Source organism: Flavobacterium sp., from assembly GCF_028712645.1.
Lineage (GTDB): Bacteria > Bacteroidota > Bacteroidia > Flavobacteriales > Flavobacteriaceae > Flavobacterium.
The window spans coordinates 17,200-36,830 of record NZ_JAQTPQ010000005.1 but is presented as its reverse complement, the minus strand read 5'-3'; the positions used below and the strand labels follow the sequence as shown (position 1 = coordinate 36,830).

The 19,631-nt window shown below is 32.6% G+C and carries 14 protein-coding genes; 6 read left to right on the top strand and 8 right to left on the bottom strand.

Annotated elements, in window-relative coordinates; translation table 11 throughout:
• The 8 genes from PHC28_RS00785 to PHC28_RS00750 form a co-directional block, all read right to left on the bottom strand.
• Window positions 1-830, bottom strand: an 830-nt coding sequence (locus PHC28_RS00785) for a sodium/proton-translocating pyrophosphatase (protein ID WP_300095564.1), incomplete at its 3' end; no start/stop codon positions are given.
• A 113-nt stretch (window positions 831-943) separates the two neighbouring features.
• Window positions 944-1,474, bottom strand: coding sequence for an inorganic diphosphatase (locus PHC28_RS00780; RefSeq protein ID WP_300095561.1), 531 nt, complete (start codon window positions 1,472-1,474; stop codon window positions 944-946).
• A 391-nt stretch (window positions 1,475-1,865) separates the two neighbouring features.
• Window positions 1,866-4,847, bottom strand: coding sequence for a LamG-like jellyroll fold domain-containing protein (locus tag PHC28_RS00775; RefSeq protein WP_300095558.1), 2,982 nt, complete (start codon window positions 4,845-4,847; stop codon window positions 1,866-1,868).
• Window positions 4,840-6,369, bottom strand: a complete 1,530-nt coding sequence (gene lnt, locus PHC28_RS00770) for an apolipoprotein N-acyltransferase (protein WP_300095555.1) — start codon at window positions 6,367-6,369, stop codon at window positions 4,840-4,842. Before lnt ends, PHC28_RS00775 begins: the two co-directional genes overlap by 8 nt.
• A gap of 489 nt (window positions 6,370-6,858) precedes the next feature.
• Window positions 6,859-7,920, bottom strand: a complete 1,062-nt coding sequence (locus PHC28_RS00765; protein WP_300095552.1) for an AraC family transcriptional regulator — start codon at window positions 7,918-7,920, stop codon at window positions 6,859-6,861.
• 91 nt (window positions 7,921-8,011) lie between these two features.
• The gene (locus PHC28_RS00760) at window positions 8,012-8,614 is read right to left on the bottom strand and encodes a DNA-3-methyladenine glycosylase 2 family protein (RefSeq protein ID WP_300095549.1); all 603 of its coding nucleotides are present in this window, start codon (window positions 8,612-8,614) and stop codon (window positions 8,012-8,014) included.
• 1 nt (window position 8,615) lies between these two features.
• Entirely contained in the window at window positions 8,616-11,102 is a 2,487-nt protein-coding gene (locus PHC28_RS00755) for a DUF5686 and carboxypeptidase-like regulatory domain-containing protein (RefSeq protein WP_300095546.1), read from the bottom strand.
• Between the two features lie 110 nt (window positions 11,103-11,212).
• A complete protein-coding gene (locus tag PHC28_RS00750; RefSeq protein WP_300095543.1) occupies window positions 11,213-12,190 on the bottom strand; it encodes a pyruvate dehydrogenase complex E1 component subunit beta in 978 nt (325 codons plus the stop codon).
• A 256-nt stretch (window positions 12,191-12,446) separates the two neighbouring features.
• On the opposite strand from PHC28_RS00750, the gene PHC28_RS00745 reads away from it, so the two are divergent.
• The 6 genes from PHC28_RS00745 (at window position 12,447) to PHC28_RS00720 (ending at window position 19,554) form a co-directional block, all read left to right on the top strand.
• On the top strand, window positions 12,447-13,193 hold the full coding sequence (locus tag PHC28_RS00745; RefSeq protein ID WP_300095540.1) for an electron transfer flavoprotein subunit beta/FixA family protein: 747 nt from the start codon (window positions 12,447-12,449) through the stop codon (window positions 13,191-13,193).
• A gap of 72 nt (window positions 13,194-13,265) precedes the next feature.
• A complete protein-coding gene (locus tag PHC28_RS00740) occupies window positions 13,266-14,234 on the top strand; it encodes an electron transfer flavoprotein subunit alpha/FixB family protein (RefSeq protein WP_300095537.1) in 969 nt (322 codons plus the stop codon).
• Between the two features lie 166 nt (window positions 14,235-14,400).
• Window positions 14,401-15,021: a bifunctional nuclease family protein gene (locus PHC28_RS00735; RefSeq protein ID WP_300095534.1), complete on the top strand. Its 621-nt coding sequence runs from the start codon at window positions 14,401-14,403 to the stop codon at window positions 15,019-15,021.
• Between the two features lie 62 nt (window positions 15,022-15,083).
• Window positions 15,084-15,935 (top strand): thymidylate synthase, encoded by an 852-nt coding sequence (locus PHC28_RS00730; RefSeq protein WP_300095531.1) that lies wholly within the window; start codon window positions 15,084-15,086, stop codon window positions 15,933-15,935.
• 308 nt (window positions 15,936-16,243) lie between these two features.
• Window positions 16,244-17,284, top strand: a complete 1,041-nt coding sequence (locus PHC28_RS00725) for a PhnD/SsuA/transferrin family substrate-binding protein (RefSeq protein ID WP_300095528.1) — start codon at window positions 16,244-16,246, stop codon at window positions 17,282-17,284.
• Window positions 17,281-19,554 carry an ATP-binding protein gene (locus tag PHC28_RS00720; RefSeq protein WP_300095526.1) on the top strand — a complete coding sequence of 758 codons (2,274 nt, stop codon included), beginning with the start codon at window positions 17,281-17,283 and terminating at the stop codon, window positions 19,552-19,554. Before PHC28_RS00725 ends, PHC28_RS00720 begins: the two co-directional genes overlap by 4 nt.
• Window positions 19,555-19,631 lie beyond the last annotated feature (77 nt).

Below are 19,631 nucleotides of genomic sequence, written 5' to 3'. Positions count from 1 at the left end.
CCACCGAAAGCATCTTGTAGGTTTCCACCCATATCTTTAATCACATAGTTTCCAAGAACCATTGCTGCAAGAACTGTTGCTACATAAGAACCAAATAAATCAGCACCCATTCCGGCTACGTCACCTACATTATCTCCAACATTATCTGCAATTGTAGCAGGATTTCTTGGATCATCTTCTGGAATTCCAGCTTCTACTTTACCCACTAAATCAGCTCCAACATCGGCAGCTTTTGTATAAATTCCACCACCAACACGGGCAAACAAAGCAATAGATTCAGCACCAAGAGAGAATCCAGCCAATGTTTCAAGAACTTTAGTCATATCTTCAGTTGAAGTCCAAACTCCACCCATAAAATAGTTAAAGAATAAAATAAAGAAACCTGTTAATCCAAGAACTGCAAGACCAGCAACACCTAATCCCATAACTGTACCACCACCAAAAGAAACTTTTAGTGCTTGTGGCAAACTTGTACGAGCTGCTTGTGTTGTTCTTACATTAGTTTTTGTTGCGATTTTCATTCCCATATTTCCAGCCAATGCTGAGAAAAAGGCTCCAAATACAAAAGCAATAACAATTAATAAATGAGTTGAAGTTCCTGGTAAAAAAGTAATACCAGCTAAAACGACACTTGCAAGAACTACAAATATCGACAATAATCTATACTCAGCTTTAAGAAAAGCTAATGCTCCTTCGTAGATGTGCTCTGAAATCTCTTTCATTTTTCCATCACCAGCATCTTGTTTTAGAACCCAAGCTTTTTTGTAAGCCATAAAAGCTAATCCAATTGCTGCCATTAACAATGGCAGATAAATCATTATTGTATTCATATTAAAATTGTTAATTATTAAATAATTGGTTGCAAATATAACAAAACCTTATAAATAAAAAAGCAATATTCATTTCTGAATATTGCTCTTTTATTTATTTTTTTGAAAAAAAATTACTTTATACTGAATAATCCATCAGGTTTATTTTCAATTTGATTAAAACGCTTGGTACATTCTGTGATAATTGCATGTGCTTCACTTAAGTCTCCCCAACCTTCAACATCTACAACTTTATTTTCAAGGTCTTTATAAACTTGAAAAAAATGTTCTATCTCTTTTAACAAATGTGGATTAATATCGGAAAGATTTTCTAATGAATTCCATATTGGATCAGAAACGGGAACACAAATAATTTTTTCATCAGGACCTTTGTCATCTGCCATATGAAAAACACCTATTGGTTTTACCTCAATCACGCATCCTGGAAATGTTGGTTCATTTATCAAAACCAATACGTCTAATGGATCTCCGTCTAAAGCCAAAGTTTCAGGTATAAACCCATAATCAGCAGGATACATCATCGAAGAAAACAACATCCTGTCGAACCGCATTCTTTTTATCTCAAAGTCATATTCATATTTATTTCTGCTTCCACGGGGTATTTCGATTAACACATCGAAAGATTTTAATTTTTCTGCTGTCATTTTTTTTCTAAATTTAATACCGCAAAAATAAACAACAATATGCTATTAAAACACAAAAAACTTTATTATCTCTGAATTAAATTTTGACAAACACCTCTTCCTATTCCAGTTGTTCTAGAATTAAAAACACCAAAATTTCGAAACCCTGAAAGCGTTTTGGAATTATTGGCAAACCTCATTTATCTATAATGATTTTGAAAACAACTTCGGCATCCAATAGAAAAATCAAAAGCAATTTTTATTAAATATAAAATCAAAACGAACCTATTATTGCAAATTTATTGACACTCAAGTTGACATTTTACTCGCACTCACAAAAATATTTTTAATAGCGTAAAACAAAAAAGGGCTTCGATTTCTCGAAGCCCTTATAGCAAAACTATTACTGCTTTTAATTTTTGATTACTTTGCTTGTAGCAGTTCCTTTGTCAGAAGTTACTGTAAACAAATACATTCCAGTAGCCAAATTTCTAATATCAATTTTGTTTGATGTGTTTTTCAATTTTTGGGTTAACAAAACACGACCATTCATATCTGAAACTTCCAAATTAGCATCTTCCACTTCATAAAAGTCAATATTTATCATTTCTTTTGTTGGGTTTGGATATAATTTTAAATTAGAATTTATATCAAAACTATTTGTATTCAATACAGCACAATTACTTCCAGTTATCACAGGGGAACCTGACTTCCAGTTTGAAGTTAATCCTGTTAATCCAAAATTAGATAATGTTCCATCAAATCCGTTTGAAGTAGCATCTGTTAAAGTTGTAATCCCAGAATTATCAAAATTATTATTACCTTGATTAAATTTATAATAAGCTACAATACCTACTTCAGAAGATTGCAATTCACAATCCTTAGTACTTTGTATGTCAGAAATACTCAATACTTTATTCCAAACTCTAAATTCATCAATATTCCCATTAAAATATTGACCACCACCACTGCCTAACCAAGCTCCAATTGATGTAGCAGTTACAGTTATATCATTAGGAATGCTAAAATCAGCATTTACAGTATTATCTAATACCCCATCAATATATAAATTTGCTTGAGTACTTGTAAATGTAACAGCTAAATGATACCATTGTCCAGTTACTAATGTTGCAGAACTAATTATTGAAGAACCATTTTTTGATTGATAATAAACTTTACCGTTTGCTGCACTTCCTCCACCAATAGAAAAAATAGCATACGAATTTTCAAAATCACTTTGTTTAGCACAAATGGTTTGATTGTCCAATCCGTTTACATAAACCCATGTTTCTATAGTTCCTGAGGATAAATTATTAATTGCTGTTGGAGGCAAACTAACATATTCTACATCACCAGAAAAATTTAAATGTGTAGCTGGTATTGGTGCATTTACAGTAACTACAATTTCAACTCTTTCACTCTCACAACCATTTACATTGACACTAGAAACCCAGTAAGATGTTGAACCTAAAGCGGTTGTAATAGGAGTCGGGGCAGTAGTAGAACCTATTCCTCCAGTAGCAGTTGTGTACCATAATGAACCTTCGCCTCCAGTTGAAGCTGTTAAAGCCGTAGCTATCGAGCTTTGAACATATATTACAGGTGTAGACACAACAGGTATTGTTGGTACCGAACTTACAATTACACTAACTAAAACTCTAATACTTTCACATCCTGATCCATCAATTTGACTTACAAAATAATTACCAGATGTTACTAAATCTGTTGAATTCATTGCTACACCTCCTATTAATTGATTATACCATTTGATTGTAGCACTTGATGCAGGGATTAAATCTGCTACAGTAGCACTAACACAAAAAGTTTGTGACATTGCTGTTGGAGGAGTTGTCAATTGATTAGTTGTTGAGCCACCTAACCAATTAGATGTAGTTCCACTTAAATCAAAGTTAATTAAATCACCGTGGTAAACTCCTGTATTATCGATTGCAAATATTTCACTTGAGTTATTCCCCGAATCAATTCCTTGATTAAAGTTATAAAAAGCAACTACATTAGTCGAATTAGGATTAGGCTCACAAGTTGTAGATGGAATATTTATATCGTTTAATATATATAACCTATCTATTGACCCTTTAAAAGGCCCGTATCCAGCATGAATATTATTATCCGAGCCTCCAAAATCTCTAGTTGGAGCATGAACAAAACTTTTTGGAGAAGTTAATCCTGTGTGTACTAACGCCCCATTAATATATAAACTTGGCTGTTTGTTTGTGTAAACTACAGTTACTCGTGTCCAATCAGTAATTGCTCCAGTCCAAGACAATAAACAAGGTAAATATCCTGAGGCATGTTCAAAAACACAAACACCATTTGTTCCTACTGAAATACCAGCCCCAGCATGTGTGTCATCAAAATTAGAAAACAATGATATTAAAGTAGGAAACAAAGCATAAGACTGATTTACGCTACCACTAATTCCAGTTGTACTTTCTGATTGAATGTTAATTGCTTTTTCTGGTTTTACCCAAAAATCAACTGTAAAATTATTAGTTGTAGTTAAATCATAGTTTTGAACATTTATTCTATCATTTATTCCATCAAAGTGCAACGATTTTCCAGTTGAATTAGGTGCACTTACAAAAACTTTAATTTTTTCACGTCCCCCTTCACATCCATTTAATGTTTGCGAAACATAATATTCCGTAATTCCTGCAACAGTTGTATTTGGAATTGGAGCAGAACTAGAACCCGTTCCTCCTGTAGGTGTTGTGTACCATAATAAATTTGTACCAGTTGCAGCCAATGGAGTTGCCGTTTGATTCAAATTAAACAAAACAATATTCGTTATTGTTGGTTTTGGAGTAGTACAATAACTAGGATTTGGTGAAAGTGTAGCATTCTGACTATATGCACTCAAACTTGCAATTTGAAAAGTGTATGTAGCTGTATTGTCATAATTTGAGGTTGGAACAATACAATACTCTAATTCCGTTACATTTGAAGCCCCTATGTTTACATTTATAGAAGAACTATTAGACCTAAACAAACCTGAACCAAAAAATGATCCTGAAGGAATTTGTTGTGTTGTTGCAGTTCCATCTGAAATAAAACTTGAATTTACAAACCTAAAGTCATTTGTATTTGACTCAGTTATTGTTACGTATGCCCCACCATTTTTACTATATTGCAATAACTGTGTTGCAAGAGCACCTCCTGCCATGCCTACAGTTTCACCAACTTGAAATCTTAATCTTATTGGAGAATTTATAAAATCAACAACTGAAGCTGTATTTGTATTTGCTTTCCAAGTTGCTGTGGTTTCGTTTCCATCATCATTTCGCCATCTATAAGCAGTTTGTTGAAAAGATGGAGAAGCAATAGTTGACAAACCACTTGTCAATAATAAAAAGAGGAATAATTTTTTAATCATAATCATTTGTTTTTGGGGTTATTATTAAATTTGTTGAGATAAATAAAATTAATATTGAAATAAATAAAAAGGGGTTTTTACAATAAATTGTTTGAGATTTATTATCGTTAATTTTTTGGGATATAGATAGAGGATTTTCAGATTTTTCCATAGAGACTATTTCTCCTGAGGATTTTATGAAACCATTATAACCACAATTACTACTTATTGCAAAATCTTTCCTCGTTTCTGCCGCAAGAATACGTGCTATATAAAAATGATGTAAACTGATGTAAGTGTCTTTAAACCAACCATCATTTGCAATCACAAAAAAGAAATTAGCTCCATTGCTTTCTTGCCTGTTTACAAAATTTTCTTCAATTGATTCGTTACAAATTAAAATTCCTGCCTTTCCAAATTTTGAATCCACGGGATTTGGTTTCCCTGTTTTTGCATAAGTACATTTTTCACTATACGCAAATGGAATTTGAAATTTATCAAATAATGGTTTTTCAAAACATTCTAACAATATGTTTTTATAATAAGTAGCAACTTTTTTATTTTCTTTATTGATAAATAAGACTGAATTTGCTATTTCATTTTTTGAATTATTAATTTTAGAATTTAAACCAAAAACATGAATTGTATTTGAGTTTTGATTGTTATTAATTTTTAATAATTTTTTAATTAAATCATCATTCCCTTCATAAACCCATGGAAACACTGATTCTGGCCACAATACAAAATCTGGATTGTTTTTTGTGGCTTCATTGCAAATTGAAAAATAATTTGAAGCGAGAATGTTTCCTGTAGTTTCACTCCAGCTTACTTTTGGATTTATATTACCCGAAACAACACTTACTTTTATTGATTTGTTGCTCTCATTTTCATAAGTTGAAAACAAAACAAACCCTAAAGTAATACTAAAAAAAACTACAAAAAACGCACCTATTAAATCAATTTTATTTTTAGATTTTATTAAATCAGCAATAAAAACATTGGTTAAAATAATAATAAAAGTAAGGATAGAGACTCCTCCAATTGAAGCTAATTGCGAAAAATATAGACTTTTACCAAGCACAAAACCAATTCTTAAATTTAAAAAAGGAATACCTTGATATAAATAGGACAAAACAGACTCTATAATCACAAAAGAAGCTGCAAAAGCTATATTATTAATGATGATTAAATATTTCTTTTTATAATTTATATTGTTTAAAGCATTTAAAACAATAGCAAAAAAAGAATAAATAAACCCGTAAAATATTGAAAGAAAAAATGGAACTAAAAATCTAAATGCATCTAATGTAGAATAATCTTTTAAAGAAACTTGAGTCCAGTTAAATAAACATAATCCGTAAATAAAACCAAATACAAAACCTTTAAAAAAGATTAACTTAATATTTTTTTCATTTAAAACAACATATATAAATGGTGCCCAAGAAAACAATATGATAAATATATTCATATCCATAAAAGCCCAAGCAGATAACACTGCCGAAGCCAATAAAAAGAAATATTGTTTATAAATACTTTTGTACATAGTTTAATATAAATACAACCCATCGCCCACAAAACAATTCCAACACCTCAATTTTTCTTTCAATTAAAAAAATTTACATCAAAAGAGATTTAGTCTTTCCGTTCCATTATTGATATCCATTATAAAATCTTCAAAATGGAATCCATTTTTAATTACGGAGTTTATACTAGTAATCGTTTTTTCGTACGAATCAACTATAGAAATATAAGAACCGCACCAACATCAAGCATACCAAAAACAAAAATGAGAAAAGAATAAATTATTACTAGGTTTAAAAATGCCAATATAATTATATGTAATTTCGACAATAGAAAATAAAACTAAATAAAAAGCAATTGCTTTTATAAATTATTTTTTACTCCTTTTTTGAAACAAAAAATTTTTAATAATTAAAAAAGCAAAATTAAAAATCATTAGAACAAAACCGCAGCCCAAAAAGACACTAATAGCCCGAAAAGACCGAATGGGAAATTATTTTTAAATTTTTTACTAAGAATTAACTTTTGAAGGCAAAAAACCATGATGATTTTGAAAAGCTTTTGAAAATTTACCCATATTTTCGTATTGAAATTTATTAGCTATTTCTTTAATTAATAAATCGTTTTGTTTTAATAAATCCAAAGCCAAATCCATTTGTTTTGCTTGAAAATATTTAAAAATAGAAACACCAAATAAATCTTTGAAATCTTTTTTTAGTTTAGTAGGAGATATTTGATACTCATTTGAAATCAACACAATACCAGGAAACTTATTATAAATATTATCTATTAAGAAATTCTCTATTTTTCTTAATTTTCGCCTATCTTTTAAACTTAAAGTATTTGAATCTAAAGCTTGTAATTCATCTATTGAGTTTATAAAAATATCAAAAAACTTATAGGTGTTTTTTTTCAACTCTAATAAGTTAGGTTTTTTGTGTTCTTTGAAAATTTCATTAAAATTATGAATGCATTTTTCAAAAATCTTTTCGTTGAATTTGTAATTCACAAAACCTATAGTATCATCTTCAAATAAATTAATTACTTCCGGAGATAAATTAGAAATAGAAAGCAAATTGTTTTTTGCCCATTCTTCATTAAAATAAATAATATATTGGTTTTCAAACGAACCTTTAAAATGACAATTGATAAAATCCTTTTTGGGTTTTAAAAATGATATTGATTTGTCCTCTATTTTAAAATTATCAAATTCATAAAATTTAGTGCTAAAATTATTTTCTACAATATTTATTGTAAAACAATAATAATCCGCCTCCATTGTCGAATCATAAATCGGTTTGAAAGACACATTGTTTTTATACTTAACTCTAGAATTCAATACCCACAAGCCTTTTTCTAGTTCCATATATTGCACCGTTGTTTTTACAAACGGATTGTCAGAAAAAAACATTTGATTTTCCTCATCAACCTTAATAAAAGGGAGTTTTTTAGAACTTTCTACAACTAATTGAGGACTGTTTGATAAATAAGACAGGAAGAAAAATCCTTTTTGATAAGTGAAAAAATATTGTTCGGTATGAGTAAGCCAATTGCTTATTTTATCAAAAATCATTTGAATTATTTTTTGCAAATATAAATTTTATTGACAATACTATTTTATAAAAAAACTAACAATATCATCTGTTTCAATTTTGAGTTGAAAATTAATATTCTACTTTTCTATTTCGTTTTTGAAGATAATAATGCCACAATAAAAATGTAGCTATAGAACGATAAGGGCTCCATTTTAATATATAAGCTTCCATTTCTTGCCTATCGTGAATGTTTAACAACTCCTTAATTGTATTTACAACTGCAATATCACCAAGTGGAATTATATCTGGCGCCTGAAGTGAAAACATTAAATACACATCAATTGTCCAGTTACCAATTCCTTTGATTTTGATAAGTTTTTCGCGAACTTGCTGTGAAGATATACTTGAAAGGCTTTTTAGATCTATATGATTATTGATTATCGAATGCGACAATGCTTTTATATAGGAAGTTTTTTGCCTACTTACACCAAGATTTCTATATTCTTCATCATCCAAAGAAACTAAGCTTTCAGGAATGAAGTTTTGCACTTTAGCTTTTAATTTTTGAAAAGTAGATTTCGCTGAATCAATAGAAACCTGTTGTTCTAGAATTAATAACACCAAAGTTTCAAAACCCTCAGGACGTTTTGGAATTATTGGCAAACCATACTTATCTATAATAAGCTTGAAAATAGCATCTTTCTTAGAGAGATATTCAACAGCTTTTTGCATCCTAGAAATAAAAACCGAAGGAACCTTTTACACTAAAATTATTTGTGTCTGGTAGGTTTCTATAATTACCTCTCCAAGAAAAATCTATTCGGAAAACCTTGAATATATTTCCAATTCCTGCACTGTATTCCCAATACGGTTTTTCGGGTGCTTTGTAAATTAATCCCGAAGCATTAATGGCTCGATTAGCATCTGAAATGGTTCCATAAACACCTTTTACTTCGATAATTTCTCTCCAATTCAGCTTTCGCATAAAAGGAATTCTAGAAAAAATTCTCCCTTGAAAATTATGGTTCCATTGCAAAGTTGCATATTGATCAGTGACAAACTCATAGAAATTCAAGTTGCTAAAAGTATTGTCAATGGTAAAATAAGTTTGGTTTCCAGGAATAACACTCATTAACCCCAAAGGAATTGTACCAAAGGTTTTACCTAATTCTACAATTATATTTGTGCGACCCAATGGCCCAACAATTATGGGTTGTTTGTAATACAACTGCAGTTTTTCATACTTAAAGTCACTATTAAGCAAACCTTTGAAACCGTGACTGTAATTGACAAAAAATCGAGTAAATGGGCTATCAACCAAATCTCTTTCGACCCCGAAACCAATAGTTTTCCTATTGGGTGTATATTCAACTTGCAGATTAACTTCGGATTGTTTCACATCACTTTTGGTAATCGTATTTGCAGCATCTACATAATAATCCAAACTAAAACTTGATGAAGCCGATATTAATGTTCGATACGAAAATCCGGTTTGAAAAGTCAAATTCTTTACAGGTTCTATTTCGAAAGCAACATTGCTTAAATTAATATTGGTCAATTTTCCGTTGCTGCCAGTCGTGAACAATGCAGACGAAGCAAAACTTCTTCCCAAAACATCGTTTGTAGTGGTTAGGCTTGCGCCAATTTGCTCCACATCTCTCCTATTCCCACCAGACAAAATAATTCTGTTTACCTTGTCAATCATCCATTTCCCAGAAAGTCCATATTTGAATTTATTGTCACCAAAACCGTAAGCCGTATATCCTTGCAATCGCCAAGCATCATTAGGTCCAAAATAAGTTCTACCTCCTACTCGCAATCGAAAACTTTCGACTTCATTTACCCCAAATGAAGAAAAAATGGGACCAAAATCGAAATGACCAAATTGCGCATATCCACTCCCTAGAATAGAAACCAAATTATACAATTGCTTAAATTTCTTGACCGTTTGTAAGGTGTCGAGCATTTTATAAACCCCAAGTTCGTCTTTACTCAGATTCTCAAATCGGTTTTCGTGCCAATATTCATCAGATTTTTTATAAGCTTCATCATTACTATAATTTACCTCTTCCTTATAAAAAGAAGCTGGCTTTTTTTGGTTAAATTGATGGTTTTGATAAAAAGTAGTTCGCTTGCCATAAACTCCTTTGGATTTTTCTTTTTTGTTCAAAGCAAAATCTGACATCATATAATCCTTAGTCAAAAGAAAAACAGAATCATTTAAAACTTCAAATTCTTGTTCGATATAAATATCTTTTACCCAGTTAATATTGGCACTTTTGGTAGCTGCCATATTAATGTTTTTAATAGCAAAAGTGGTGTCGTTCACCCAAAAATCACCTTTAAATGTCAATTCGTTTTTTCTCCTTGGATAAAAAATAATATTGTAACACCATTTTTTGTCAATAAAAGCACTGTCTCTTAGCACATAATTATAAGTGTCAATTCCAGTTTTAGATAATGGACTGGTGAAACTTTTATCAAAAAAAGTTAAATGATTATCATAAATATCATATTCCGAATATAAATCTTTTATAAAAGACACAATTTGTTGATTGCTGCCAAATCCAGAATTTTTGTTGGCTTTGAGTATTTCTTTTGTTTTATTTAATTTATTGTCTCCGTAAACATCAGACAAGGCTTCATTAATAAAAATTGGCAAGTAGGTTTTCCCAGTAACTCTAGAAGTATCCACTTGTTTAAAAATAAATTCCATTCCTTTGAAGAGTCTATTTTTCATAAAAGCACTGTCGATGGTATTCATATCAAACTCTACCTTTTCATACTTTCCCATTTGGTATTGATTGAATAGATGCAATCCATTTCTACGCTTATGCTCCCAAATTTTTCTAAGAATTTCGAGTGCTGGATTGTCTTTTTTGGAAGTTTTCCCGCTATAAATAATGACTTCTTTCAGGTTTTCAATTTCATTAAGTTGAACTGTAAAATTGTAGTTAACTGCTTTTTCTAATGTAATTTCTTTATCCGAAAATCCTATCGAAGTAACTACGAGTGTTTTATAATCTTTGGAAGACTCAAGATAAAAACGTCCATCTTCATTAGACACAACTCCCTCATTGGAATCCTTGAAAGCCACATTAGCAAAAGGCACGGGATTTTTTGACTTGTCAATAACAATTCCACTTACTTTTGTTTGCGCAAAAATGGTATTTGCACAAGCAAATAAAAACAACAAACTGAATAAAATATATCTTTTCATAATCCAAAAAAAAAACTTCATCAAAATATATTTCTGATGAAGTTTCAAATATAGTTAATTTCTGATATTAGATTTTCTAATAGATCTAATATTTTCAAAAGTTTAACACCTTATTTATACATAACTTTTTTTACCACTTTAACAACATCATCAGCATTTGGCAACCATTCTTTAAGCAAAACTGGCGAATATGGCGCAGGCGTGTCGGCAGTTGTGATACGTTGAATTGGAGCATCAAGAAAATCGAAAGCACGTTCCTGAACCATATATGCAATTTCCGAAGAAACACTTGCAAAAGGCCAAGCTTCCTCAAGAATCACTAATCGATTTGTTTTTCTAACCGAAGTCAAAATCGCTTCATTATCCATCGGACGAACAGTTCTCAAGTCAATGATTTCACAAGAAATTCCTTCTTTAGCCAGTTCATCGGCAGCAATAAAAGCTTCTTTTATAATTTTTCCAAAAGATACGATAGTAACATCTGTTCCTTCTCTTTTAACATCAGCAACACCAATTGGAATGGTATATTCTCCTTCAGGAACTTCACCTTTATCACCATACATTTGTTCCGATTCCATAAAAATAACTGGATCGTTATCACGAATAGCAGATTTCAGTAATCCTTTGGCATCATAAACCGTTGATGGAACAACTACTTTTAAACCTGGAGTGTTAGCAAACCAGTTTTCTAAAGCTTGTGAATGCGTTGCTCCTAATTGTCCAGCCGAAGCTGTCGGACCACGAAAAACAATAGGAACGTTAAATTGTCCTCCTGTCATTTGACGCATTTTGGCTGCATTATTTATGATTTGGTCAATTCCAACCAAAGCAAAATTAAAAGTCATATATTCAACAATTGGTCTACAACCATTCATTGCTGATCCTACTGCAATTCCTGTAAAACCAAGTTCTGCAATTGGCGTATCGATTACTCTTTTTTCTCCAAATTCAGCAAGCATTCCTTTCGACGCTTTGTAAGCTCCATTGTATTCGGCAACTTCTTCACCCATCAAATAAACGGACTCATCGCGACGCATTTCTTCACTCATCGCTTCGCAAATGGCCTCTCTAAATTGTATCGTTCTCATAGTTGTATAATTGTATCTGTGTAATTTTCGAACCGCAAAAATAAAAATTTTAAATCACTTAAAGCCTAATTTCTATTTAAAATAACTTGAAGCCAATCCTATTGTATGCCATATCAATACCCAAAAGTTTGAGATACCATTCCTTTCATCCTTACGAAATCGATATAATACTGAAAAATATTATGCATGCATAGTATATTATTCCGATTATTATTTTAATTTTGTAAAACCAATTTCGAAAAAAAATCCAATTCTTATGAAAATATTAGTTTGCATCAGCCACGTTCCTGATACTACTTCAAAAATTAATTTTACCTCTGATGATTCTCAATTTGATGCCAATGGTGTTCAGTTTGTAATCAATCCGAATGACGAATATGGCTTAACTAGGGCTATTTGGTTCCAAGAACAACAAGGCGCAACAGTCACGGTTGCCAATGTAGGAGGGCCAGAAACCGAACCTACTTTAAGAAAAGCATTAGCTATTGGTGCTAACGATGCGATTCGAGTAAATGCCAATCCAACCGACAGTTTTTTCGTTGCCAAACAACTTGCTGAAGTCATAAAAAATGGAGCTTTCGATGTTATCATTGCAGGAAAAGAATCATTAGACTATAATGGCGGAATGGTTCCAGGAATGATTGCTGGAATTTTGGGATATAATTTTCTGAATTCTTGTACAGATATTACCGTTGATGGTTCAAACGTAAAAGCAATCCGTGAAATTGACGGAGGAAGGGAAACTATTTCGACAAGTTTACCAATAATAATTGGTGGACAAAAAGGATTGGTCGAAGAAAAAGATTTGCGCATCCCCAATATGAGAGGAATTATGACTGCAAGATCAAAAACACTAACAGTTGTTGAACCTGTTGAAGCAGCGATAAATACAAAAGCGATAAAGTTTGAAAAACCCGCTCCTAAATCTGCAGTGAAATTAGTCGCTCCAGATAATTTAGATGAATTAATTAATTTATTACACAACGAAGCGAAAGTTATATAGTAATCAGTGTCCAGTATTTAGTGTTAAGTGCGCAACTTGAAACTTTAAACCTGAAACTTTAAACAAAAAATTATGTCAATATTAATATATGCAGAATCCGCAGAAGGAAAATTCAGAAAAGTAGCTTTCGAATTAGCTTCTTATGCAAAAAAAGTAGCAGAAACATTGGGAACAACAGTTACAGCCGTAACTATAAACACGGCAGATGTTTCGGAATTATCAAAATACGGAGTCGACAAAGTCTTGAAAGTAAGCAATGATAAATTAGCTGGCTTTTCAGCGAAAGCGTACGCCGACGTTATCAAACAAGCTGCCCAAAAAGAAGGCGCAAAACTAGTTTTACTTTCATCAACCACTGACAGTATGTACCTCTCACCTCTTGTTGCCGTTTCGCTAGAAGCTGGTTTCGCTTCAAATGTGGTAGGATTGCCAGTAAACACTTTACCTTTTCAGGTTCGTAGAAATGCTTTTTCAACCAAAGCTTTCAACATCACTGAAATTTCAACCGATGTAAAAATTCTTGGCTTAGCCAAAAACTCCTACGGTATTTTCGAAAGTACTTCAACTTTGACTCAAGAGGATTTCAATCCAACTATTGGGGACAATGATTTTGGAATAAAAGTAGAATCTGTTGAAAAGGTATCTGGAAAAGTTTCCATTGCCGATGCCGACATTGTGGTTTCTGGTGGCCGTGGATTGAAAGGCCCTGAAAACTGGGGAATGATTGAAGATTTAGCCGCTGTTCTTGGCGCTGCAACTGCTTGTTCAAAACCCGTTTCCGATTTAGATTGGAGACCTCATTCAGAACACGTAGGACAAACAGGAAAACCTGTTTCGGCCAATTTATATATTGCCATCGGGATTTCGGGAGCGATACAACATATTGCAGGAATCAACTCATCAAAAGTAAAATTAGTAATCAATATAGATCCTGAAGCACCTTTCTTTAAAGTCGCAGATTATGGAGTTGTGGGAGATGCCTTTGATGTGGTTCCAAGATTAACTGAAAAACTAAAAGCCTTTAAAGCCTCGCATTCATAAATTTAGAATTCTTCAAAAAAAATATAGTTACCTACAATCAAGATATTCGTATCTTTGCTTCTAGGTAACTTTTTTGTTTCCCATTTTTTGATTAAAATTGCATTTTTATTTTTAAGATAAAACAATCCATAAATAGAGCACTTAGGCGCTTTTTATTGTACAATATATGAGCTTAGTAAAATTATCCATAAAAGGAATATCCTACAGTCAAACTCAAAACGGAGCTTACGCATTGATTCTAAATGAGGTTGACGGCGAACGAAAGTTGCCCATCGTCATCGGTGCTTTCGAAGCTCAATCCATAGCAATTGCATTGGAAAAAGAAATAAGACCACCACGTCCTTTGACTCACGATTTGTTCAAGAATTTTGCCGATCGATTTGATATTGTAGTAAAACAAGTCATTATACATAAACTAGTTGATGGCGTTTTTTATTCGAGTATCATTTGCGAAAGAGATAAAATCGAGGAAATTATAGATGCAAGAACATCCGATGCTATTGCTTTGGCATTGCGATTTAACGCTCCTATTTTTACTTACAAAAACATCTTGGACAAAGCTGGAATCTATTTAAAAAATAATCCTTTGGATAGCGACAAAGACTCCCAAGAAATTGACGACATTCTTTCCAATCCAGAAACTTTTGGACAAGAAGAAAGTAACCAATCAGGCGAAATTTATTCAAAACATAGTTTACAGGAATTAAATGAATTGCTAGACCAAGCGGTAGAGCACGAGGATTATGAAAAAGCTGCCAAAATTAGAGACGAAATTTCGAAAAGATAGTAACAAATTGTTTAATCGGTTAACCGGTTAACCGATTAATCGTTTAACCGATTAAACCAAGAATGAAACAATACTTAGACCTAGTAAAACACGTTTTAGAGAACGGAAATCAAAAAGGAGATCGAACAGGAACAGGAACAAAAAGTGTATTTGGATACCAAATGCGATTTGATTTAAGCGAAGGTTTTCCAATGGTTACTACCAAAAAGTTACACCTGAAATCTATTATTTATGAATTGCTTTGGTTTCTGAAAGGGGATACGAATATTGAATATCTTCAAGAAAACGGTGTTAAAATCTGGGATGCTTGGGCAGATGAAAATGGCAATTTGGGACCTATTTATGGACATCAATGGCGTAACTGGAACAGCGAAGAAATTGACCAAATTACTGATCTTATTCAAGAATTAAAAACAAATCCTAACAGCCGTAGAATGCTAGTTTCGGCTTGGAATCCAAGTGTTTTACCAGATAATTTAAAATCATTTTCAGAAAATGTAGCCAATAATAAAGCGGCCTTGCCTCCTTGCCACGCTTTTTTTCAATTCTATGTATCCTCACCCGACCTCTCCAAAGGAGAGGAGAAAGGAAGGTTGTCTTGTCAATTGTATCAACGAAGTGCTGATATTTTCCTTGGAGTTCCTTTTAACATTGCTTCTTATGCGTTATTGACGATGATGATTGCCCAAGTTTGCGGATTACAAGCAGGCGAATTTATTCATACTTTTGGTGACGCACATATTTACAACAACCATTTTGAGCAACTTGAATTACAATTATCGCGAAAACCAAAATCATTACCAAAAATGATTTTGAATCCTACTATAAAAGACATTTTCGATTTTACTTTCGAGGATTTCACGCTCGAAGGTTATGAACCACACGCTTTGATAAAAGGAAGTGTGGCGGTATAAAAAATTCTTTCCTTTATATTTAGAAAAGCTCGATTAAATCAATTAATTGAGCTAGTTTTTGTTAGATAAATTTCAACCGCAATTTGATAACAAAAACCAAAATTACTAAACTTCTTATTAGCTTTTCAAGAACTACTTTAATAGGATTCAACAGTTAAATTACTGGCTATAATATTTAATCATAATTAATTATTCACTATATTTGATTACACTAAGTTCGAATAATTTAAAGTGACATAAATAGTTCTAAAATTAGACAAGTAAACTCAGTTAATGAAGAAATTCGTTCCCCCCGAAAAGCTGCATTTATGAAACCCAAAAATTACAGAATACTAAACAAATCATTTTGGAAAACAACCTTCATCGACAACATCTTTGGACACAAGCAAAAAATTGTAACTTTCAAAAGCAGCACTACCTTAAAATCACATTCAATCAATACTTTATTCATTGGGTTATGTTTTACGATAATTCTTTTATTGCCCATTTCGGGGTGCAAACAAAAAACGGAAGTCAAGCAACCAAAATATGGGATAGCTCCTTCGTCACAAACAACTCCTGTTTATCATTTTGCCATTCATGCGCTACATAATCCAGCAAAACTAATACAAGTTTATCGTCCTCTTATCGTTTATTTAAACAGTCGATTAAAAGGAGTACAGTTCTCAGTTGAGACATCAAGAGATTACGCTAATTTTGAAGAGAAATATAAAAACAGAGATCCTGAATTTATTCTTCCAAATCCATGGCAAACGCTCCAAGCTATGAAATATGGCTATAATGTAATTGCACAGGCTGGAGACCCAAAAGATTTCAAGGGGATATTTTTGGTTCGTAAAGACAGTGGCATCAGCAAACCATCTGACCTAAAAGGCAAAGCTATAAGTTATCCTTCGTGCACAGCTCTTGCCGCCTGCGTTATGCCTCAGTATTTTCTTTTTACAAATGGAATAGATATTAATAAAGATATTGAAAACCGTTATGTGGGTTCTCAGGAATCTTCAATAATGAATGTTTATTTAAACTCCACAGCATCTGGTGTAACCTGGCCACCTCCTTGGAAAATTTTTCAGAAAGAACATCCAAAGGAAGCCTCTCAATTAATGGTAATTTGGGAAACTGAATCGATGATAAATAACTCTGTAATGGTTCGAAATGATATTCCTGAAGATATTAAAAATCAAGTTCAAAAATATCTAATCGAACTTTATGAAACTGCAGAAGGGAAAACAATTCTTTCTAATATGGAAACTGCACGTTTCACAAAAGCCACCAATGAGGATTACAATAAGGTACAACCTTACATAGATCGATTTGAAAAAGAAGTTCGAAAAATAGACAGAAAATGAAGATCCAACATAAAATAAAAATTTTTTTTGGTTCCCTACGAGGGCGACTCATCTTAAGCGTAGCAATTGTCCATGCAGTAATGATGTCAGTTTTTATAATTGATTTAACTCAACGTCAATGCGAGATGATTCTCGACCATCAAACCGAAGAAGCTCAAGGGCTTGCACAGGCTCTTTCAACTACTTCTTCTAGCTGGTTGACCTCAAATGACATTGCCGGTCTTCAAGAATTAGTCAATTCGCAACGTCGTTATCCTCAACTTGTTTTTGCCATAATAACAAATGAGCAAGGCAAAATTTTAGCACATACTGACGAATCTAAAGAAGGACTGTTTCTTCTCGATTTGCCTCAAAATTTTAAGACCATTGTCCTTAGCAAAACCCCTGACTTGGTAGATGTCGCCGTTCCTGTAAATCTCTACAACAAAAATGTGGGTTGGGTGCGTATTGGTCTAAATCAAAATAAGGTTGCAAACCAACTCAAAAATATCACAAATAATGGAGTAGTTTATGGCCTTTTGGCTATTTTGATTGGATCCGTAATAGCATGGTTTGTGGGACATTATATTACCCGTAGACTTCATTCTGTCCAAAAAACCATCAACGAAGTAGCTGATGGGAAAACCTCGGCTCGATCCCATTTAACAGGAAACGATGAAGCAGCAATTTTGGCTAATGAATTCAATAAAATGCTGGATGCTAAAGAAAAAACAGATATAGCTCTAAAGAAAAATATCAAGAATCTTGAAGACTACAAATTTGCATTAGACCAATCTGCTATTACTGCCATTACTGACAAAGATGGAGTAATCCTTTCAGTAAATGATAATTTTTGCAAAATTTCGAAATATAGCCGAGAAGAACTTATAGGAAAAACACACCGTATGGTTAGCTCAAATTTTCACGCCAAAACCTTTTTTAGAGAAATGTGGGACACTATATTGTCAGGAAAAGTGTGGATTGGAGAAATTAAAAACAAGGATAAAGAAGGAAAATTCTATTGGATTCATGGCACTATTATTCCTTTTCTAGACACCAATAGTGTCCCTTTCCAATTCTTGTCTATCCGCTTTGATATTACCGAAAAGAAAAAAGCTGAAGAAGAAATGATCAAAGCCAAAGAGCAAGCCGAAAAAAGCGACCGCTTAAAATCAGCTTTCCTTGCTAATATGAGCCACGAAATTAGAACTCCAATGAACGGAATTTTAGGATTTGCCGAACTGCTCAAAAACCCAGAAATTTCAGGTGAAGACCAGCAGGAATACATCCGAATTATTGAGCGTAGTGGTGTTCGAATGTTGAACATCATCAATGATATTGTTGATATTTCGAAAATAGAATCTGGACTGATGGATGTTTCGCTTTCAGAAACGAATATCAACAAGCAAATCGAATATATTTATACATTCTTCAAACCAGAAGTCAATTCCAATGGACTGCAACTTAGCTACACAATCTCCTTGCCCACCAAAGAATCCATAATAAAAACAGACCGAGAGAAAGTTTATGCTGTACTCATCAACCTGGTTAAGAATGCTATAAAATACAGCCATAAAGGAACTATAGATTTTGGCTACAAACTAAAACAATCCATCGATAAAGCTGTTCCCGAACTCGAATTTTATGTAAAAGACACTGGAATAGGAATTCCAAAAGACAAACAAAAAGCAGTGTTTGACCGCTTTATTCAAGTTGGCATTACTGATAAGAGAGTCCTTCAAGGGGCAGGATTGGGGCTTTCTATTTCAAAAGCTTATGTAGAAATGTTGGGCGGAAAAATTTGGCTGGAAAGTGAAGAAGGAAAAGGATCTACTTTTTATTTTACCATTCCTTATATTACACAACCAGAAAAAGAAATTATTCCTAAAAAAAATAATCTGGAGGTTGATGAATCAAATCAAATTAAAAATCTGAAAATATTAATTGTTGAAGACGATGCCATTTCAAAATTGCTAATTACAAAAGCCGTAAGTTTATTTTGCGATACTATTCTCAAGGCTAGCACAGGCATCGAAGCCGTAGAAACCAGCCTTAACAATCCAGATATAGACCTGATATTGATCGATGTCAATATGCCAGAAATGAATGGTCACGAAGCCACCAGACACATAAGACAATTCAACAAAGACGTGATTATAATTGCACAAACCGCCTACGGATTAGCGAACGACCGCGAGGAAGCTATCGCTGCAGGATGCAACGACTATATTTCTAAACCCATTAACATTGATAAATTAAAGGCGTTAATTCAAAAATATTTCCGAGCATAAATTAACATCTAAAACAAAAAACAGTAGCAAAAAAAATTTTTTACTACCGTTTAATATTTAATTTTATCTAATAATCT